This window comes from Mucilaginibacter sp. KACC 22063 (genome assembly GCF_028736115.1).
Taxonomy (GTDB): Bacteria; Bacteroidota; Bacteroidia; order Sphingobacteriales; family Sphingobacteriaceae; genus Mucilaginibacter.
This window is the reverse complement of the sequence record NZ_CP117877.1, coordinates 1,875,861-1,895,794: the sequence shown is the minus strand read 5'-3', so window position 1 is coordinate 1,895,794 and position 19,934 is coordinate 1,875,861. Positions and strand designations below refer to the sequence as shown.

Below are 19,934 nucleotides of genomic sequence, written 5' to 3'. Positions count from 1 at the left end.
ATTATGAATTGAATGCTGATTAAGCTTCCATTGCAGCAGCTTCTTTAGCTGCCAAATAACGTTCGGCATCAAGCGCTGCCATACAACCTGTACCTGCAGCAGTTATAGCCTGGCGATAGATATTGTCCTGAGCATCACCACAGCAGAAAACACCTTCTACGTTAGTCTCTGTACTGCCCGGTTTTGTAATGATATAACCGGTTTCGTCCATATCAATTACCCCTCTGAAAATATCTGTATTTGGGTGGTGACCGATAGCCACAAAGAAACCTGTTACATCAAGTATAGATTCTTCGTTAGTTTTGTTATTATGTACCCTTACACCGGTTACATTTTGGCCATCGCCTACAATCTCTTTTGTTTCGGTGTTATAAATTATTTCAATATTAGGGGTATTCATTACGCGGGTTGCCATAGCTTTTGAAGCACGGAACTCATCGCGGCGAACCAGCATATAAACCTTACGGCAAAGTTTGGCAAGGTAAGTAGCTTCTTCGGCAGCAGTATCACCAGCGCCTACAATGGCTACGTCCTGTCCGCGGAAAAAGAAACCATCGCATACGGCACAGGCAGAAACACCAAAGCCGTTATATTTTTGCTCAGACTCCAGGCCCAACCATTTTGCAGATGCACCTGTAGAAATAATTACGGTATCAGCTAAAATGGTAACAGTTTCGTCAACCACCACTTTATGCGGCAGGCTGCTGAAATCAACAGAACTTACATAGCCAAAACGGATATCAGTACCAAAACGCTCAGCCTGTTTGCGGAAATCTTCCATCATTTCGGGGCCCATAATTCCATTAGGGTAGCCTGGAAAATTTTCTACATCTGTAGTTTGTGTAAGCTGTCCACCGGCAAGCATACCAGTGTATAATACAGGCTTAAGATCAGCGCGGGCGGCATATATGGCAGCAGTGTATCCGGCAGGACCCGATCCGATGATCAGGCATTGTACGTGTTCAAGTTCTTGAGACATGTTATGTGAAATATGATGCGAATTTACGCTTTTAACGTACAATATTCAAGCCGCTTTGGGTCAAAGCAGTGTAGTTTGTTTTGGGTAAGATTTGTGGCTCATAGATCATGGATGATAGGTAAAGATTAATGGTTATTAGTTATTAGGATATATAATTAATGACAAATGACTTCACAATTGACTAATGACCAATGACTATTATATCAATGACTAATGGCACTAATGACTAATGAACCAATAAACTAATGACTAACACCCTTCCTGTTTGCCTGCCATACCCGGATAAAATTATGCCCTAATATTTTGTCTATGTCAGACGGGCTGTAATTCAATTTGGCAAGCTCGTCTGTAATTTTCGGATAATCTGCTACGCTATCCATACCTAAAGGGTATGATTCCGCGCCATCAAAATCAGAACCGATACCTACGTGATCGGCGCCGATGAGCTTCACCATATAATCAATGTGCTTTATCAGCAAGCTAAGCGGTGGCCTTAAGGCATCTGATTCCTGCTTGTGAATTTTATTAAGCCTGATAACTGCCAGGTCGAAATCGTTGTAAACCTTTATCAGCGAATCTAATTCTGCCTGATGTGCTTTTAAGAACACTTGCTGCTTCGGTATGTAAGTGCTGTCTAAGAATCCGCTGTAAAAATTCACAAATACCACTCCCCCATTTTTGGCAATCGCTTTAAGCTGATCATCTTTTAAATTACGCTGGTGCGGGCAAAGTGCATACACACAACTGTGCGAAGCAATTACCGGCTTTGTTGAAGCAGCAATAGCATCATAAAATGTTTGCTCGCCCACATGCGACACATCCACCATTACACCCACTTCATTCAGGCGTTTAACTACCTGCCTGCCAAAACCGGTAAGGCCTTTATGTGGCAGCGAGTCGGCCTTAAAGGTTTCATCCTTAGCAGAAGTCGCCCAACTGGTACTATTGTTCCAGGTAAGCGTAAGATAACACATACCGCGGCTGGCAAGGCTGTCTATATAATCCAGCCGGTCTTCTATCATATGTCCGCCTTCAACACCAATCATGGCACCCAACTGCCCGTTGCGCTGTGCAATTGCAAGGTCAACAGGTTTGTTTATCATTCTTATCTTGCGCGGGTAACGCTTTATCAAAGCGTATAGCGAATCTATTTCGCGGGTAGCAAATCTAAAAGCAGTCCCATTACCATATTGCGAACCACACCAAACAGAGAAAACCTGCACGTCCAGGCCGCCTTCTTTTGCCCTTACCAAATCAAGGTTACCGTCCTGCTGCAATTTGCCTAAATCAACTTTGGTTATCAACTGGTTAGATAAAGCATCATTGTGCGTATCCACTAATACAGCCCTACGGTGAATGGTATTGTTTTGAGCATAAGTTTTAAAGGAACAAAGGAGCAGAACCGATATGAACAGCTTTTTCATGATTGATAAGTGGGCTTTATATTATAAAGAAAGCTGTTGGCAAACCGGAAAAGCGTTTATAACAACTTTTTTACAAAAGTTTAAACCAGGTTAATTAAATTTCGTTTTAATGTGTATCTTGAGAAAAAATATATGCTGATCATCACGTTTATATATTTGTGCAAAAGATTTAAGCTTGCAGAACGCATCCAAAGAAGGATAGTGATTACAAAGGTGCGTGTAGCAGGCGTTATTTAGCCTTTGCTCAGCAATTCAATGATCTTGTTCTTATCTTCTATCTGGCTTTCAAGCAGTTTTATTTGCTTTAGTAATATCTCCCTGTCATTGCCATAAGCCGCCTGTGGTTCTGCCGCTATGTGATAGTTTGATAAATGTTTTTTGGTGTATGAGCGTATACCTTTTGTTGGAAGAATGAATTCCTCAAAAAAACTTTCGATAGGCTGATGTAGTACTTCAGACAACTTTTTTAAAGTTTTAACCTTAATACTTTCAGACGATAACATCTTATAAAAACCTGCTTCAGTCATGCCAATAGCTGATGCAAGCTCAGATAATGTAATTTTCTGATACCGTGCATGCTGCCTGATGTTAGATTCTATAATATTAAATAATTTATCGTGTTGGTTTTCAGCCATGTACAATAAAAACTATAAAAAAGTTGAAAATTATTTTGCCTTTGCTTAACTTTATTATAGTTTAGTGAGGCAAATGTTTGCCTAAACATAGAAAATTTTTACCAAAGCCGATGCACAAAACAGTTTTTAAGTACCGGATAAACGAGCTGCTTAACAAGTTTTCCGTTTCGGAGTACAAAAAAGTTATGCTTTTAATACCCCAACTGCTAAGTGTCAGTCAGAAGACACTTAACAATTATAGAAATATAAAGATCGACGATTTACAGGATATACCCCATGAGAAGGTTGTAATACTTGAGAAATTATTCGGACTTGAACCCGGTGATTTACAAAACTTTATTTATGTAATTGAACCCTTGCATACCATGAATTTTGAAAATCAATTGCAACCTTTAAGAGTAAAAGCCAGTAAAAATAAACATGCACCCAAATGAAAACACCATCCTGCAACTGATGCAGGAGCAACAGCAAGTTAAACAGGAACTTGACTGGCAAATAAGGCTTGACCTGTTAAGTGTAAACATTGGGGAAGAACATTACAATCATATCAAAACCCTTGCTGCAAGGATCATTCAGATTGAAGGTATTGTAAGCGAATGGATTAATCAGATCAACGTTGGCGAACTCTATACAGAGTTATAACATGGATTGTATATAGAAACATCTTAAAAGGCATGATTTTCAGATAGGGAAATGGTTTCGTATATTGTGCCATTCTTTTTCTGCTACCTTTATGAGATTCAAATTTACGCTGCTTTGCTGTGCCACTGCTTTATTATTTACAAATTACGTAAATGCTCAAAGCCGTAAAAATCGCACAAGAGATACAATAACCACTAACTACAACCCTGCTGCTCTTTTTGCTCCGCTTTTTTACCAACAAAGAGGTAACGAATATCATTCGGCCAATGGCAATCCTGGTGCTAAATATTGGCAAAACCGTGCCGATTATGTTTTAAAAGCTACTTTAGATACTACTGCTAAAACCATTACGGCCACTGAAAACATTACATACACTAACAACAGTCCCGACGCTTTGCCGTACCTATGGCTACAGCTTGACCAAAATACATACCGCTCTGGTGCGCGGTCAAACTTTTACACCGGCAATTTGCCAACGCAGCATACAAGCGGTTACAATCTGCAATCTGTTGAGATCAGCCAAAACGGTAAAACCGAAAAAGCCGACTACATTGTAAACGACACCCGCATGCAGATCAGGCTGAATAAAGCTTTGGCTGCCGGTGGCAAAATCAACCTTTTAATTTCATACAAATACACCATACCCGGCGATTTTGGCGGCCGTACAGACTATACAGATACTAAAAACGGCAAAATATATGAAGTAGCGCAATGGTACCCACGCATGTGCGTATATGATGATTCACAAGGCTGGGATACTTTACCATTTTTAGGCAGCGGTGAATTTTATTTAGACTATGGTGATGTGGATTACCAGGTTACTGTGCCGTGGAACGTGATTGTAGCTGGCTCCGGAGAACTTGTTAACCCTACCGAGGTATTGACACCAACCCAGATCAGCCGATTAACGGCAGCGCGTAACAGCGACAAAACAGTGATGATACGTACCGCTGAGGAAGTGACAAAAGCAAGCTCTCGCCCGGTACAAAAAGGTACGCTTACCTGGCATTTTAAAATGCAGAATACACGCGATGTTGCCTTTGGTGCTTCTTCTGCCTATATATGGGATGCGGCGAGGGTTAATCTTCCCGGCGGGAAGAAGTCGCTGGCCATGTCTGTTTACCCTGTTGAAAGTGCAGGTAACGATGCATGGGGACGCGCCACCGAATATCTAAAAGGTTCTATAGAATATTTTTCGCAAAAATGGTTTGTGTATCCTTACCCTGTTGCCATTAACGAGGCAGGCATTGCCGGAGGAATGGAATATCCAGGCATTGTTTTCGATGGTATTAACGATAAAGGAAAAGAACTTTTCTGGGTTACGGCTCATGAAATTGGGCACAACTGGTTCCCGATGATCGTCGGGTCAGACGAGCGCCGTTATGGCTGGATGGATGAAGGGTTTAACACTTTTATAGATGTGTATGCTTCTGATATATTTAACCACGGTGAATATGCCCCTAAACGCGACAGTGAATATGCTCCGGGCGGCGGTAACCCTGCCGATGAAATCATCCCGATAATTGCAGATCCCAATGCGCCGGTTATATTAACAACGGCTGATGCTACGCCGGAGAAATACCGCCACCCTATTACTTACTTTAAGCCTGCATTAGGTTTAATTCTTTTGCGTGAGCAAATATTAGGTAAAGACAGGTTTGATTATGCGTTTAAAAACTACATCCACCAGTGGGCTTATAAACACCCGCAGCCCGAAGATTTTTTCCGCTCAATGGAAAATGGCGCAGGCGAAGACCTTGCCTGGTTTTGGCGCGGCTGGTATCAAAACAACTATCAGTTTGATGTAGCCTTAATAGATGCACATTACACCGAGGTGAACAAAAACAAAATGCTGCAGATTACTATAGCCAATAAAGAAGCAATGGCCTTCCCAGTTACTGTAAAAGTGATTTACAAAGATGGCGGCGAACTGCGCACACAACTACCTGTAGAAACCTGGATACAAAATAAATCTGCAACATTTAACGTACCGGGCAGGCGTGAAGTTTCGCAGGTAATACTCGACCCGGATTCGGCACTGCCTGATATTAACAGGAAAAATAATTCGATCAGAGTAAAATAATTATGGAAGGCGGTTTTGACCGCCTTTTGTTGTAGAAGGTAATTAGGAAATCAGCCTTACCAATTGCTGATAGAGTTTTTCAGTAGGTAAACCTACCACATTGGTATAAGAGCCACTGATCTTTTCAATACCGGTTAAGCCTATCCATTCCTGTATACCGTAAGCACCTGCTTTATCAAAAGGTTTATATAGCTTAACATAGGTTTTAATCTCTTCATCGGTTAGCTTTCTGAAGAAAACCTCTGACACATCAAAAAACTTATTGTATTGAGATTTATATAAAATACAAACACCTGTTACCACGCGGTGTACCCTGCCCGATAACATTTGCAGCATTTCTACAGCATGTTCTGCAGACTCTGGTTTACCTAATATCTTGTCATCAATACAAACAATGGTATCAGCGGTAAGCACTATTTCATTGCCTATGGTATCATCGTAAGCTTTGGCTTTTTTTTCGGCAATGTAAACAGCTACTTCTTCAGGACTTAAGTCATCAGGATATGACTCGTCCACTTCTTTCAGCACAATCTCAAAATCAACATCAAGCAAACGTAACAACTCCTGCCTACGCGGCGATTTTGAAGCAAGAATGATCTTAGGAAGTTTGTGAATGCTTTTCATTTATTGATCACTTGTCATTGGTTCATTGGTCAATAGTTCATTGGTCATTAGTTTATTAAGTATTATACAAATACCTCGCATAAACTATGAACTATCATCTACAAACTAAACGTATCTCTACCAGCTATACGCCTGCTCTCCCATCCATTTTTTCTGGATTTTGAGTACTTTTTCAATTACATCGCGTACGCAACCTTTACCACCTGCAAACGGCGAAATATAGGCGCTTACAGCTTTAATTTCTTCGGCTGCATCTGATGGGCATACGGCCAAACCTACAAGTTTCATTACTTCCAGGTCAGGTATATCATCGCCCATGTACATTACGTTTTGCGGGTTGATACTTTTCTCTTCGATATAGGCTTTGAAGTTAAGCGTTTTAGTATGTGCACCTATATGCACATCCTTAACCCCAAGGCTGTTTAAACGGTGAAGCGCTATTTTGGAGCGGCTGCCAGATATGGCACAAACATTATAACCGCATTTTACGGCAAGCTGTACGGCATAACCATCCTTAATGTTGAATTGACGAAACTGCTCACCATTGTCCATTACGTAAACAGAACCATCGGTTAGTACACCGTCAACATCAAAAATAAAGGTGGTTATATCTTTAAGTTTCTCGAGCATTTTATCGGGCAAATATTATTGGTTATCGCGCCATTCGTAAACCCATGCGCTTTGTATCTGCTCCAGGTGGCCTTCGTTGCTTTCTTCGCGTGTGCCTGCAAAATTAGGAAGTGTTAAAACCCACTCTAAAAGATCGGTAAAGCGGATACGGTAAATCTTTGATTCATCAAAATCATCGCCGAATTTTTCATACAAGCCCATGGCTATGTCTTCGTAATCATTCCAATGAATGGGGAGGGCAAATTTATCGTGCATAATATATCTTACGTTTTACGTATGTAATATACGTTAATTAGTGTCCTAAAAACTGTGACTGATCTGGTATGGTAACTTCAATGTCGCCATCAATAACAACACACTGACAACCCAGGCGTGAGTTGATACGCGGATTAACTGCACGGTCGATAAAGTCTTCTTCCTTATCAGAAATCTCCTGCAGGCTATCCATACCCTTATTTACATAAATGTGGCAGGTACTGCAACCGCACACACCACCGCAATTGTGCTGTAACTCAATTCCGTTTTCGAGGCAAACATCCAATACAGATTCACCTTCGGCTATAGGCAACACAACTGGCTCGTGGCCCTTTTCCTCAAAATTTATTTTAATGTTGTAAACATCCATCGTGGCAAAAGTAACAAAATTACGGTGCCTTAGGTTCAGTTTTTCTCCATTTTCATGATGCCTTCACTCATTAAAAGGTAAAGATTTTGTAAAAAAGGATTGTTGTCCAACAAGTTGATATGCGCCTGCATGGTTTGCTCATCATTCCTGATAGCTGGCCCGGTTTGTACATCAACCGGCAAGGCACTTTGTATTTTATCTGCCGTTTCGTTAATCAATGGCTTCAACAAGTCGAAATCAAGCTGATGCTGTGCCAGCAACTGCTGCGACACATGATACAGATAATTAGGAAAGTTACAGGCAAATACTGCCGCCAGGTGCAATATCTTACGCTGGTCACTACTTACCCTGTAAACATTATTACTGATGGTATGTGCCAGCTCGAAAAGCTGTTGTGTGATTTCCTCTGAAGCACCTTCTATACATAAAGGCACTGACCAAAAACTGACTTTCTTTTGCTTGCTAAAGGTTTGCAGCGGATAAAAAACGCCTGCATTTTGCGTATGTACACTCAAAGTATTTAAAGATGTAGCTCCAGAAGTATGTACAATTAACTTGTTAAAGGCTGACAGGTGCTGCACAACTGTTTCGATGGCATCGTCCTTTACAGAGACGATATACAGGTCTGCCTCAGCATTCATATCCTTCATATCACTTATCGCCTCTGCTCCAACATGGTAAGCCAGCATAGCAGCGTTGTGCATATTAGGGCTGTAAACCTGCAAAATACTGTGACCGGCATTTTTTAACGCAGCTGCCATATGCGTAGCCACGTTGCCCGATCCTATAAATGTGATGCGCATGCTGCAAAATTAATTAAATCACAAGAGAGAGAGATGGCTGTAAACAAAAACTGCCTCATTATGTGAGGCAGTTAATTTGTTATGCTTTTTCAAGTTGCTTTTCGCGTTGGGCTTTCGGTGATTTGTCTGCCCTGGATAATTCGTTATTCCTACGGAAAATTGCCATCAGGAAGCCGATAACCATAATAATAGTACCAGACCAGAAGAAGTTGATGAACGGGAAGTTAATGGCACGCATTACGATGTAAGGCTTTTTGCTTTCTGGTTGTTGAAACACCATCAGCTCCACTTTATCCTGCTGAGGCAAAATCTTAGAGAAACGTACCTTTAAACCTGCATCGTCAACCTTGCGGGCAAAATCAAAAACATTACCATCTTTAATCATGTAGATAGGTTCGGTGCGGTAAGTTTTACCGTGCGATACTACATCAAGCACTGCCCCCACTGCAACATCATTTCCTTTCAGCGGAATGTTTTGTACTTTGGTTTCTTTAGTTAAGCCACGCAATACCATATACCCTTCGCGGAAACGCACCGTATCACCTGTTGAAACCATGTGCGATATCGGCGCGTCATAGTTTTTATTATCCTCTTCTTCCGTGTGGTTATCGTTATCAGGGTTCAGATCATCTTTGATCGGTGCCATGGTAACGTGTGTATACAAATCATGGAAAAGGTAATGTTTAGTATCAGGTGATGATACCAAACCCATTTTTTGATTAGCCTGAGAGTTTGGCTTCAGCGTAAAGTCTTCGGTTACTTTCCCAGCCGCATCATACTTTTTGTAGTTAACCTTAAAGTAGTGGTTAGGCGCAACAATAGAATCGCCGGTATAGGTTACTGTATAATCGCCCATTTTAATAGGCTGATTTTTATACAGCATAATGTTTTCTTTAGGATTACTTGCTTTGGCAAACTCGTCGCCAAAACCAATGCCGCTATTATTTTGAGATACAACTGTGCTGGTACCAGCAGCTATCAAAGCACCTACCAGTATCAAACCAAAACCGATGTGCGCCACAGCCGATCCTGCCAGTTTAAATTTGCCTTTAAATGCATCAGCCAAAACCTTGGCATTAGCCATGATCGAATAAATGGCCCCGATCATTACCAGCGAGAACACAAAATGTAGTTTGTAAACACCGGTGGTGTAAACAATCAGTCCGCCTAAAGCAGCTGAGAACGCCAGGTAAACAAGCGTAGTAATAAAAAAGCGGGTTACATCGGTATTTTTATATTTCAGGAATTGTGTGAAACCTGTAAGCAAGGTAATTACTACAGCAAATGATGCCTGTATTACATTATAATGTTTCACCGGCTCTGCTGGTGGTGCAAGCTTGGTACCAAATATCCAGTTCCAAACCGGTATTGATGTTACCAATACCAAATGGAAGCATGAAAGCGCCAAAAATATGGAACCTACAAACAGCCAAAATTCGCGTGAGTATGTTTCTTCGTCTTTTTTAGATATCGGAAGATCTTTCCAGCGTGCAATGATTAAACCGGCAGACAACCCCAGGAAAAGCAATACATCTATTAATAGATGCCATTTTAAACCGGCATCTGTAAATGAATGTACAGAGGTTTCTCCCAGGATACCGCTACGGCTCAGGAATGAGGCATACAGAACCAATACAAAGCTGATCAGTACCAGGAAAGTAGCAGTAAAGTATGAATGACCTGTATTTTTATAAACTATAAGAACGTGTACTGCAGCTATGAGCGTAACCCACGGAATCATGGAAGCATTCTCTACCGGGTCCCATGCCCAAAAACCACCAAAGTTCAGTGATTCATAAGCCCAGAAAGAACCCATAATAATACCTGTACCCAAGATCATGGTTGCAAAAAGCGAGTAAGGCATAGCAGCCTGTACCCAGTCTTTATATCTTCTTTGCCAAAGGCCTGCAATAGCATAAGCAAACGGAACCACCATTGATGCAAACCCTAAGAACAGAGTTGGCGGGTGAATTACCATCCAGTAGTTTTGCAGCAGCGGGTTAAGCCCGTTACCATCTTTTATGAAAGTCATGTAATCCGGGCGGCTGAATATCGGCCCCTGAATTGCCTCACGCAATAAGATAAATGGCGAGCTACCAACACGTGTACCAAAAATCTCCACCCCCAGTAACATCGTAGCCAGCAATGTTTGCGAAAGGCCGACTATGGTCATTACCGGTTTTTCCCAGCTCTTAGCTTTCCAGATCAGGATGTTACCTAAAACGGCCTGCCAAAAAGCAAACAGCCAGAAGCTGCCTTCCTGTCCTTCCCAAAAACAGGAAATGACGTAATATACAGGTAGTGTGCGCGATGAATGCGCCCATGCATAATGGTATTCAAATAAATGATTGAAGATGATATAGAAAAGGCAGACAGCAATACTTACTACCGCTAAAGTGTTTACATAGAAGCTGTAACGCCCCATCAAAAACCATGATTTGTCCTGCTGGTTTTTATTGGTAGTTGCAAAGTAATAGCTAATGGTTGACAGCAGTGCCGAGCCAAATGCCAATATAACAAAGAACTGGCCTAACTGGCCGGGTAAAAGGTGTTCGCCTTTAAAAGCTGTCTCCATCAAATCCGATTATAAGTTCGCCGATTGGGCTTTAGTTTCTGTGATCTCTACTTTATCCTGAGTGTATTTAGAAGGGCATTTCATCAGGATTTTTGATGCATGAAATTCGTTACCTGCCATTTGGCCGGTTAATACAATTTGCTCAGAACGCTCAAAATCCTGCGGTTTGGTGCCTGTAAAAACCACTTTACATTCCTGGCCTTTATTATCAGTCATGTAGAAAGAGAAATAGTTGGCATCTTTATGCGCATCGTAGTACAGCTCTTTATTCTTTACCAAATGGCCAACAACCTGTAATGATGTCTGCGTTTTTTTTGCATCATTAAAAGTGCCGTAAGTACTTGAGCTTGAATATGTGCTGATGATTACCGCAATAGCAATTGCTATTACAATAATGCCGATAATTGAACTTTTTTTCATGCTTGTATTTTGGTTCCTGCAAACGGATTTGCAAAAATACAAAACGTGGGGCTAATAATGTTTATTACAACACATATATATTATTTAGAATCATTCTTTGCATAGAGATAAGAGTCCAGAAACAAAATACAAGGTTGACTTGCCAACGTTGTTAATGTCGCAATCCATACTTATAACAATTCGTCATTGCGATGAGTGAAACGAAGAAGCAATCCCCCACCTTAAATGATACTTGTATAGTTCGCGATTGCCGCGCTACGCTCGCAATGACAAAAGGAAGAAATGTTTAAAATTCATTACAGTACGTCTTGTAGTTTTAGTAAATGTGTCATTGCGAGCGTAGCGTGGCAATCTCACCTAAACTATTTATACCAGTCTTCACTAAGATCTTTCCAGCAGGGATCTCATTTAATATTAAGTCTATTTTCTTTTGCCTTGGCCCTGCTTTTAATTTCTTTTCACGTTTAATAGCGTCCTGTATCCATTGATAATTCTCAAAATACACAAGCTTATCGCAATTATACTTCAATGTAAAACCTTTAAATACTTTTGTTTTATGTTCCCAGATACGAGTAGTGAGATTGCTTGTTACACCGATATATAAAACAGAATTTGTTTTATTAGTAAGTATGTATAGGTAATATTGATGAATACCAATCATCATGAGCAAGGTTTAATAAAGCAATATATCATTTAATTGAATAGATAGATTGCCACGCTACGCTCGCAATGACACGTTATTAAATTAACCCCTACCCAACCCTCCCGAGGGAGGGAGCTGTAATGGCAATCTATTTATTTTAAGCCCTCTCCTTCGGAGAGGGTTGGGTGAGGCTAAAATAACAAGTCCAGCTTTTAACAAAAAAGCCGCTCTGCAATTGCAAAGCGGCTTTGTCTTGTATCTTGATTCTAAACGATCACGGCCAAACACCAAGGTTTTGGTAAGAAACCGCAATTTTATTGATAGCGCCCACAAATGCAGCAGTACGCAGGGTATCAATTTTAGGGTTGTTCTTATAAGTCTCGCGGATCTCGTGGTATGAGCGGATCATGGTATCTTCTAAACCAGAGTTAACCAATTCCAGCTCTGATGCGCCTTTAACAATGGTAGCACGTTGAACTGGAGTTAAAGAAACGCCTGTGATACCTTCAACCATGTTAACCAGGTTAAGGTTGGTATTTTCTTCAAATCTGCGGTTCATACGGCCAAATGCCACATGCGAAAGGTTTTTCAACCATTCGAAATAAGATACAGTTACGCCACCCGCGTTGGCGTACATATCCGGGATGATGATGCCGCCTGCTTCATAAAAAGCTGCTTCTGCTTCAGGACTGGTTGGACCGTTAGCGCCTTCGGCAATAATTTTCGCCTTGATGCGGCCAACGTTTGCTAAAGTGATCTGGTTTTCCAAAGCTGCCGGTACAAGAATATCGCAAGGCTGCTCTAAACCTTCGCCAGAGTCTTTAAACTCCTGAGTAGCTTTTGCAAAACCTAATATCGAGCCGGTATTTTTACGGTGGTTAAATACCTCATCAATATCTAAACCATCTGCATTATAAATCGCACCTTCAAACTCACAAAGGCCAACAATAATGGCACCGTACTCTACCAAAAACTTAGCAGAATGGTAACCCACGTTACCTAAGCCCTGTACAATAACTTTTTTACCGGTAAGGCCTGCGGTAAGGCCAATTTTCTCCATGTCTTCGGCAACACTAACACACTCGCGCACAGCAATAGCCACACCACGGCCCGTAGCTTCACGGCGGCCTGCAATGCCATGCAAGGCAATAGGTTTACCTGTTACGCAACCCAAGGCATCCAGCTGGCCTGGGTTCATCGTAGCATAAGTATCGGCAATCCAGCTCATTTCGCGCTCGCCCGATCCATAATCCGGAGCAGGTACGTCAATGCTTGGGCCAATAAAGTTTTTCTTAGCTAATTCAACCGTGTAACGGCGGGTGATGTTTTCAAGTTCCTGTACGGTATAATTTTTAGGATTGATCCTGATACCACCTTTGGCACCGCCAAATGGCACGTTCACAATAGCACATTTATAGGTCATCAGTGCGGCAAGCGCCATCACTTCATCCTCGTTTACCATATCACTGTAACGGATACCACCTTTGGTTGGCGACTGGTGATGAGAGTGTTCAACGCGCCATGCATCAATTACCTCGAAACCATTACCCTTACGTATCGGAAAACGAAAACGGTAAACACTATTACATGATTTGATCTGATCTAATAAACCGGCATCATGCGTAGTAAACTGAGCTGCATAATCGAAGTTTTTACATACATCGGCATAAAAGGTTGTATCTCCGTAAACAGCATTTTTGTTAATAGCCATAATTAAAGTATTGAGTATATAATTGGTTCAAACAAGGAATATCACTTATCGTTTTCGAGTTTTCGGAGCCTTCGGTCCATCGAAAACAAATAAATAGCAAGACCTGTAAAAATGATGGCAATAACGGCTATTACCACATATATTTTACCAGAGCTTCTGAATGCATCTGCCATTTCAACCTGGTTGGCAGGCTGGGCAAAAGCGGTTATAAAGCTGAACAGCATTACAAATATGAGGGGTAGTTTTTTCATTATATTAGTCAATAGCGTTTCTTTTGTGTTCAATTAAACGGATACGGTAACGAAGCGTAGCTATCCATAAGCCGATAAAGCTCCAGCCAAGCATGGCCGGATAAAACGCTATTTTCATACCATTGTCCAGATCATATCTGCCAAAGGCCGGGTTACCACCGCTGCCAGGGTGCAGAGAGTCGGTCATACGGGGCAGTACAAATATGAGCACCACCATCACCGGAAAAGCAAAAATATTGTATATGGCAGAAATTTTGGCACGTTTCTGTTCTTCATCTATCGAGTTGCGCAGCACGATATAGGCGCAGTACAGCAGAAAGGCAATAGCCGCACTGTTTTGCTTAGGGTCGCCGCTCCAAAATTCGCCCCAGGTATATTTAGCCCACATCATACCGGTAATTAAACCCAGTACATAAAACATTAGGCCTGTATTTACACACTCCACAGCGGCCAGGTCGTCTTCTTCCCTGCCGTTTCGCAGGTATTTTATACTGAAATAAACAGATACCACAAGTACGGTTAACATACCCATCCACATAGGGACGTGAAAATAAAGGTTCCGTATAGTCTCGTGCAGTACGGGCAGTTTTGGGACTTTAAATAAGAGGCCGGTAAACAGTGTAGAAAACACCAATAATACGGCAATTACTTTCCACCAGGTTTGATAGATAAACTTCATGCGTTTTTAAAACGCAGCAAAGTTAAACTAAATAACATTGTTTTACTATGCTTGCATAGAAGATTTATAATGTTGATACACTAAGGCGGTTAAAAAATGAAGAGTTGATAAATTAAATTATCACAGTTGAAAATTGCTTAACCAGCTAATGGTTTTGATATTTTTTTGTAAACCTCAGTTTCTGCATATTACTACCTACAGACCCGCTTTCTGCTCATACAGCGCAGGCTTTAAGCACAGGCCGTATCCGCTGCAATCAGGTTTATTAATTATTGGCTTTGGCGTCTTCGGGCGAGTAGTCTACCGGTAACAATTCAGCTGCCTTTGAAAGTGTCCATGAACCTTCATATAACGTGCTTCCGTTTGAGATTACGGTACCATTGCTATCAAATAGCGCATAAGGCTTATATAGTGTAATCACGCTGGTTTCAAAGTTTTCCATATCCAGCGGACGGTACAAATCTTTAAAGTCAAATGTTTCATGCCTTTTAGTATAGATCACGTATAAGCATTCGGGGAATGTAAGTGCATAAACACCGCTCACATCTGTACGGCGGGCCACCTGCTCGGCGCGTATGGGTGTGCGTATCAGTTTCTCATCATACTTAGGCAGATTTTCCATATCAGCCCAATACTTTAACGAGTCGCGGTTCATAACCTGGTATTGAAACCTGTCCAGTTTTTTCTGGATCAGTTCTTCAGAGGGGCGGTTTAAGTTTGGCCTGCGTTGCAGGATCATCAGTTTGTAGCCATCATCATCCAACCTGTCGCTCATTAAGGATCGATAAAAGTGCATGCTCGATCCATAATATACCTCCCGGCGGCGATCTTCCCATTTTTTCTTTTGTTCGGCATTACCGTTCATTTCCTGGAAAAGCACTTTACCCTGCCACGAAATAATACGGTTTAGCGCATCGCTTTTAAACTCTTTTAAAAGTATGCGCACCTTATATCCCAGGGCATAATTATCCATATCAATAAAATCATATGAATAGCCCTCGAGGTAACGCTTGGTTTTATGGTTAATCAGGTTGATATCCTTGGGATTAAGGATTTTGCATTTCTTTGCATCGGCAGAAGTGCCTAAAAAATCACGAAGAAAGTTTTCATAGTTCTTTTTCCAGTTGCCGCCGCTGGTAATTATCACCTCGCGCAATTCGGTAACCTTTTGCGACATTTCGGCATTGATCTTTAGCGGTTCTTTGCCCACCATAATGGTTTGCACATAGTCTTCGTACCCTACCATGCTTATTACCAGTTCATATTGCCCTGGCTTCACCCCTCTCAACGTAAATGATCCGTCCTGGGCACTTGCCGTACCAAATGACGAATTGCTTAAAAAGATACTTGCGTTTGATAATGGCGCATGGCTGCTTTTTGATACTACTGTACCTGAAACGGTACCTTGCGCAAAGCTTATAATGGTAAATAAAAGGCCCGCTAAAAAAAGCAGCAGTGCTCGCATATTAATCAGGATATATCTACAAGGATAAAAAATCTTAATGAAGACCTGGTGAAATAAAGATAAAATAAATATTTAATCCTGCCACAGGTACGGGAATAAAATTAGTGAAGCGCCTATCACAATTACATTTATAGCTGCCAAAATCCCAATATTACCATAAGCAGCGCTGCGTTCCAGGCCGTCCATAGCTACTTTGCTGGTACGAATAAGCAATAAAATGACAGGTATTACTACCGGAAAACTAAGAATAGCCATCAAAGTACCGCCATTGCCGGCCTTAGCCGCAATAGCTGATATCATGGTGAATACGGTTGCAAAACTGATGCTGCCCAGTAATACGGTTAAAAAATAATAAAGCGGATCGCCGAGTGTATTATTAAAAAACAGCATATACATCACCAATGCCAGTATGCTTAACAATGACATCAGCAAAGCGTTATAAATAATTTTGGAAAGAATAATAGCTTGCGGACTGGCAATGGAATAGTAATAAAGTAACCGGCTTTTGCTTTCCTGCAAAAAGCTTTTTGACATGGCATTTACTGCGGCAAACAACATAATGATCCAGAACAGCACGTTCCAAACAATTGGATATGATTTGGTTTGCGAAAATCCGGCGCTTAAATTGAATGAGATGTAGCATACAAACACAGTTGATGCAATATAAAGCAGCACACCATTAAAGGCATACTTGGAGCGCCACTCCAGAAGTATCTCTTTTTTTAATAAATCACGTGTTTGGCTCAATACCGACATACCACGGCAAAGGTATTAAATAGATGCAAGACCCCGGCATCTGTAAACACACTTAGCTTTAAACTTTCATACGTAGTAATTTGCTCATTTTATCATGCAGCTGATACGGCTGAAAAGGCTTCGCCAGTACCTCGTTCATACCTGACTGAAGCGCTTCTTCCTGCTCATGGTCAAACGAAGCAGCGGATAGGGATATGATGGGAATGCTGCTTTTAGGCTCGTCAAATTTATGCCTTATTAAACGCGCGGCTGTGTAGCCGTCCATTTCGGGCATGTGGGTATCCATCAGTATAAGGTCGAAGTCCTCTTCTTCCAGTTTATTAAGGGCCTTCTGCCCATTGTCAACCATTTCAATCGTTACATGCCAGTCTTTTAATATTTTAGAAAGCATAAACTGATTAACCAGGTTATCTTCGGCAACCAGTACCCTTACATTTTCAAATGGCGCTAATGATTTCACACTTGGTTTTGGGCGGCTGTCTTTAATTTGTTCGGCTTCTGCATACCAGTTGGTAAAACAGAACAAACTACCTTTACCGGGTTTACTGCTTACTTTAAGTTCTCCGCCCTTTAGTTCAATTAACTTTTTAACAATGGCCAGGCCAAGGCCAGTACCACCATATTTTGCAGCAGTATCATCGTCTGCCTGCTCAAACGAGTCAAATATCCTGTCGATGCGATCCTGTGCAATGCCTATCCCGGTGTCTTCTATACAAAATTCGATCTTTGATTTATCCTGGTGACTTTCCAATACCTTAACGCTTAATTTCACCCACCCTTTTTCTGTGAATTTAATGGCGTTGCTCAGTAGGTTCATCAAAATCTGGTTCAGCCTCAGCGAGTCGACCATAATGTACTCGGGTACACCCTGATCAATATGTAGTTCGAGATTAATGTCCTTTCCGTCTGCTTTATACTTTAAAAGATCAACAACTGATTGTATGATGCTGCGCGTGTTACCGGGCGTACGTACGATCCTGAACTTCCCTTCCTCTATCTTAGATATATCAAGTACATCGTTGATAACGCCTAACAAAGACTGTGAAGTGGTGCCAAGCAGGTTTACCATGTTTTGCTGTTGTGCATTAAGGTCAGATTTGCTCAGCATATCTGTAATACCCATAATACCGTTTACAGGGGTACGTAACTCATGGCTCATATTAGCCAGAAAGCGTTCTTTTACTTTGCGGGCATATTCGGCGATTTCTTTAGAGCGTATTAAGTCTGACTGAAAATTTTTCTGATTGGTAATATCGCTTATGTTAATGAACAGGGTGCCATTACGATAGGCAACGCGGCATTCAATCCATTTAACTTCGTGGCTAAGCGTTTCAAACTTACACTCAAAACAGCCAAATGCAGTACGGTCTGTTACCACGGCACGCAGATGCTTCTCAAATAAATCTGTTTCTTCCTGCTGGGCAAGCATGCTGATACTTTTCCCTAATAAGGATGCGGGCTTATATCCCGTTATTTTTTCTACCGCCGGATTGATTGTAAGTATCCGCAGCGTTTCGGCATTGACAGTACAGATGATATCAGCAGAGTTTTTTACCACAATGGCATAATTCTGCAATTCCTCATTTTTTTGTTTAAGATCCAGTTGCGTACGGGCTAACTGTATAAAAGAGTCGACCTTGGCAGAGGTTACATAGGGATCAAGTGGTTTAAACAGATAATCAACAGCACCTGTACCCAGGCCCTTAACAGCATACTTTGTTTCTTTTGAAATAGCCGTAACAAAAAGCACCAGGATATCGCGCGTACGTGGATTAGATTTCAAAACCTCTACCAGCTCAAAGCCATCCATCTCGGGCATCTGTACATCAACCAATGCGATAGAAATAGAATTGTCCCACGCTATTTTAAGCGCCTCGTTTGGCGAAGTTGTTGTAAACAAGTTAATATCATCGCGATTTAAAAGAGCTTCAAGCGCAATGATGTTTTCTTCGCGGTCATCTACAATTAATATATTGATGGGGGACATTATGATATGGGGTCTGCTGATTTATGGTTGAATGTAAACGCAAGGGAATCTAAATAATTACTCCCTTCTTCTTTATTAAGAGCGTAATTTAATCGGAAATCCCTATTCATATACGAAAGCTTCATTTACATGGTTTCACTAAACGCAAAAAATTAAATTAAACGCCAACTTTTTGATAGATATTTTCCTTTTTATTGATCACCTTGAATTTTTTTGAAAAAGTGTCTGACCTGATGGCTTCTTTACTGCCCAGACACAAAAATCCAAGCGGACAAAGGCTGCGGTAAAATAAGTCGAGTATCCTTTCCTGCAATTGTGATTCAAAGTAAATAAAAACATTACGGCAAGTTATTACCTGAAACTCGTTAAATACCTGGTCTGATATAAGGTTATGTACCGAAAAAAGGGTTTGCTGCTTATATACCTGCTGTATGGTTGCGGCTTCATACATCAGCGTAAAATGATCTGTTAATGAACCGCCCAGGCCCGTTGCCAGATAGTTTTCGGCATATTGCTTAACCTTGCGCAAATTATAAATACCCTTACGGGCATCACTGATCACCTGTGTATTTACATCTGTGCCATAAATAAATGATTTGCTTAACAGGTTATTCATTTGCAGCAGGATGGCCAAAGAGTAAACCTCTTCTCCTGTAGAGCAGCCTGCACTCCATATCTTGATGTTTTGGTAAGAAGATATATAAGGCAACACATGCTCATTCATCGCCTTAAAAAATTGCGGATCACGGAACATCTCCGTTACGTTTACCGTAATTTCCTTCAGAAATTCGTTAAAAAATGCTTCATCATTAATCAGCCGGTGCTTTAAATCATAAAACCGAAGCCTTTTAAGCTGCATTACACGAATAACCCTACGCTTAAACGAAGCCTTTGAATACTGCGAAAAATCAAATCCATGAACCTGTTTTACAAGCTGCACAAGTTCTGCTAACTCATCTGGTTCGATATTATATAAGCTTAAAGCTAACTCATCATCCATAA

At 41.2% G+C, this 19,934-nt stretch carries 21 protein-coding genes; 3 read left to right on the top strand and 18 right to left on the bottom strand.

Annotated features, from left to right (window positions below):
* Window positions 1-19: 19 nt before the first annotated feature.
* The 3 genes from trxB to PQ461_RS08440 form a co-directional block, all read right to left on the bottom strand.
* Window positions 20-979 carry a thioredoxin-disulfide reductase gene (gene trxB, locus PQ461_RS08450; protein WP_274303262.1) on the bottom strand — a complete coding sequence of 320 codons (960 nt, stop codon included), beginning with the start codon at window positions 977-979 and terminating at the stop codon, window positions 20-22.
* Window positions 980-1,221: 242 nt separating this feature from the next.
* Window positions 1,222-2,403: a dipeptidase gene (locus tag PQ461_RS08445; RefSeq protein ID WP_274303259.1), complete on the bottom strand. Its 1,182-nt coding sequence runs from the start codon at window positions 2,401-2,403 to the stop codon at window positions 1,222-1,224.
* Window positions 2,404-2,636: 233 nt separating this feature from the next.
* Window positions 2,637-3,038: a helix-turn-helix domain-containing protein gene (locus PQ461_RS08440; RefSeq protein ID WP_274303257.1), complete on the bottom strand. Its 402-nt coding sequence runs from the start codon at window positions 3,036-3,038 to the stop codon at window positions 2,637-2,639.
* Between the two features lie 110 nt (window positions 3,039-3,148).
* On the opposite strand from PQ461_RS08440, the gene PQ461_RS08435 reads away from it, so the two are divergent.
* The 3 genes from PQ461_RS08435 (at window position 3,149) to PQ461_RS08425 (ending at window position 5,763) form a co-directional block, all read left to right on the top strand.
* Window positions 3,149-3,472, top strand: a complete 324-nt coding sequence (locus tag PQ461_RS08435; protein WP_274303254.1) for a hypothetical protein — start codon at window positions 3,149-3,151, stop codon at window positions 3,470-3,472.
* Entirely contained in the window at window positions 3,459-3,680 is a 222-nt protein-coding gene (locus PQ461_RS08430; protein ID WP_274303252.1) for a hypothetical protein, read from the top strand. The genes PQ461_RS08435 and PQ461_RS08430 overlap by 14 nt, the downstream gene beginning before the upstream one ends.
* 91 nt (window positions 3,681-3,771) lie before the next feature.
* Window positions 3,772-5,763 carry a M1 family metallopeptidase gene (locus PQ461_RS08425; protein ID WP_274303249.1) on the top strand — a complete coding sequence of 664 codons (1,992 nt, stop codon included), beginning with the start codon at window positions 3,772-3,774 and terminating at the stop codon, window positions 5,761-5,763.
* 42 nt (window positions 5,764-5,805) lie between these two features.
* Here the strand turns inward: PQ461_RS08425 and PQ461_RS08420 are convergent, their stop codons facing one another.
* The 15 genes from PQ461_RS08420 to PQ461_RS08350 all read right to left on the bottom strand — a co-directional run bounded on the left by PQ461_RS08420 (window position 5,806) and on the right by PQ461_RS08350 (window position 19,932).
* Window positions 5,806-6,387: a Maf family nucleotide pyrophosphatase gene (locus PQ461_RS08420; RefSeq protein WP_274303247.1), complete on the bottom strand. Its 582-nt coding sequence runs from the start codon at window positions 6,385-6,387 to the stop codon at window positions 5,806-5,808.
* A gap of 117 nt (window positions 6,388-6,504) precedes the next feature.
* Window positions 6,505-7,017, bottom strand: a complete 513-nt coding sequence (locus tag PQ461_RS08415) for a KdsC family phosphatase (RefSeq protein ID WP_274303244.1) — start codon at window positions 7,015-7,017, stop codon at window positions 6,505-6,507.
* Window positions 7,018-7,032: 15 nt separating this feature from the next.
* Window positions 7,033-7,272: a Fe-S cluster assembly protein IscX gene (iscX, locus tag PQ461_RS08410; protein ID WP_274303243.1), complete on the bottom strand. Its 240-nt coding sequence runs from the start codon at window positions 7,270-7,272 to the stop codon at window positions 7,033-7,035.
* A gap of 37 nt (window positions 7,273-7,309) precedes the next feature.
* The gene (locus PQ461_RS08405; RefSeq protein ID WP_274303242.1) at window positions 7,310-7,642 is read right to left on the bottom strand and encodes a 2Fe-2S iron-sulfur cluster-binding protein; all 333 of its coding nucleotides are present in this window, start codon (window positions 7,640-7,642) and stop codon (window positions 7,310-7,312) included.
* A 35-nt stretch (window positions 7,643-7,677) separates the two neighbouring features.
* Entirely contained in the window at window positions 7,678-8,445 is a 768-nt protein-coding gene (locus PQ461_RS08400; RefSeq protein ID WP_274303240.1) for a Rossmann-like and DUF2520 domain-containing protein, read from the bottom strand.
* 79 nt (window positions 8,446-8,524) lie between these two features.
* Window positions 8,525-11,020 (bottom strand): cytochrome c biogenesis protein CcsA, encoded by a 2,496-nt coding sequence (gene ccsA / locus PQ461_RS08395; RefSeq protein WP_274303238.1) that lies wholly within the window; start codon window positions 11,018-11,020, stop codon window positions 8,525-8,527.
* A 9-nt stretch (window positions 11,021-11,029) separates the two neighbouring features.
* On the bottom strand, window positions 11,030-11,440 hold the full coding sequence (locus PQ461_RS08390; protein WP_274303236.1) for a cytochrome c maturation protein CcmE domain-containing protein: 411 nt from the start codon (window positions 11,438-11,440) through the stop codon (window positions 11,030-11,032).
* 328 nt (window positions 11,441-11,768) lie between these two features.
* Window positions 11,769-12,104: a GIY-YIG nuclease family protein gene (locus PQ461_RS08385; RefSeq protein WP_274303235.1), complete on the bottom strand. Its 336-nt coding sequence runs from the start codon at window positions 12,102-12,104 to the stop codon at window positions 11,769-11,771.
* A gap of 253 nt (window positions 12,105-12,357) precedes the next feature.
* Window positions 12,358-13,794 (bottom strand): Glu/Leu/Phe/Val family dehydrogenase, encoded by a 1,437-nt coding sequence (locus tag PQ461_RS08380; protein ID WP_274303233.1) that lies wholly within the window; start codon window positions 13,792-13,794, stop codon window positions 12,358-12,360.
* A gap of 41 nt (window positions 13,795-13,835) precedes the next feature.
* Window positions 13,836-14,045, bottom strand: a complete 210-nt coding sequence (locus PQ461_RS08375; protein WP_274303231.1) for a CcmD family protein — start codon at window positions 14,043-14,045, stop codon at window positions 13,836-13,838.
* A gap of 4 nt (window positions 14,046-14,049) precedes the next feature.
* Complete coding sequence (ccsA, locus tag PQ461_RS08370; RefSeq protein WP_443192784.1) at window positions 14,050-14,724, bottom strand: cytochrome c biogenesis protein CcsA; 675 nt, start codon at window positions 14,722-14,724, stop codon at window positions 14,050-14,052.
* A 265-nt stretch (window positions 14,725-14,989) separates the two neighbouring features.
* Entirely contained in the window at window positions 14,990-16,189 is a 1,200-nt protein-coding gene (locus PQ461_RS08365) for a carboxypeptidase-like regulatory domain-containing protein (protein WP_274303230.1), read from the bottom strand.
* A gap of 72 nt (window positions 16,190-16,261) precedes the next feature.
* Window positions 16,262-16,945 carry a heme exporter protein CcmB gene (locus PQ461_RS08360; protein WP_274303229.1) on the bottom strand — a complete coding sequence of 228 codons (684 nt, stop codon included), beginning with the start codon at window positions 16,943-16,945 and terminating at the stop codon, window positions 16,262-16,264.
* A 58-nt stretch (window positions 16,946-17,003) separates the two neighbouring features.
* Window positions 17,004-18,932: a hybrid sensor histidine kinase/response regulator gene (locus tag PQ461_RS08355; protein WP_274303228.1), complete on the bottom strand. Its 1,929-nt coding sequence runs from the start codon at window positions 18,930-18,932 to the stop codon at window positions 17,004-17,006.
* Window positions 18,933-19,089: 157 nt separating this feature from the next.
* The gene (locus tag PQ461_RS08350) at window positions 19,090-19,932 is read right to left on the bottom strand and encodes a CheR family methyltransferase (RefSeq protein ID WP_274303227.1); all 843 of its coding nucleotides are present in this window, start codon (window positions 19,930-19,932) and stop codon (window positions 19,090-19,092) included.
* Window positions 19,933-19,934 lie beyond the last annotated feature (2 nt).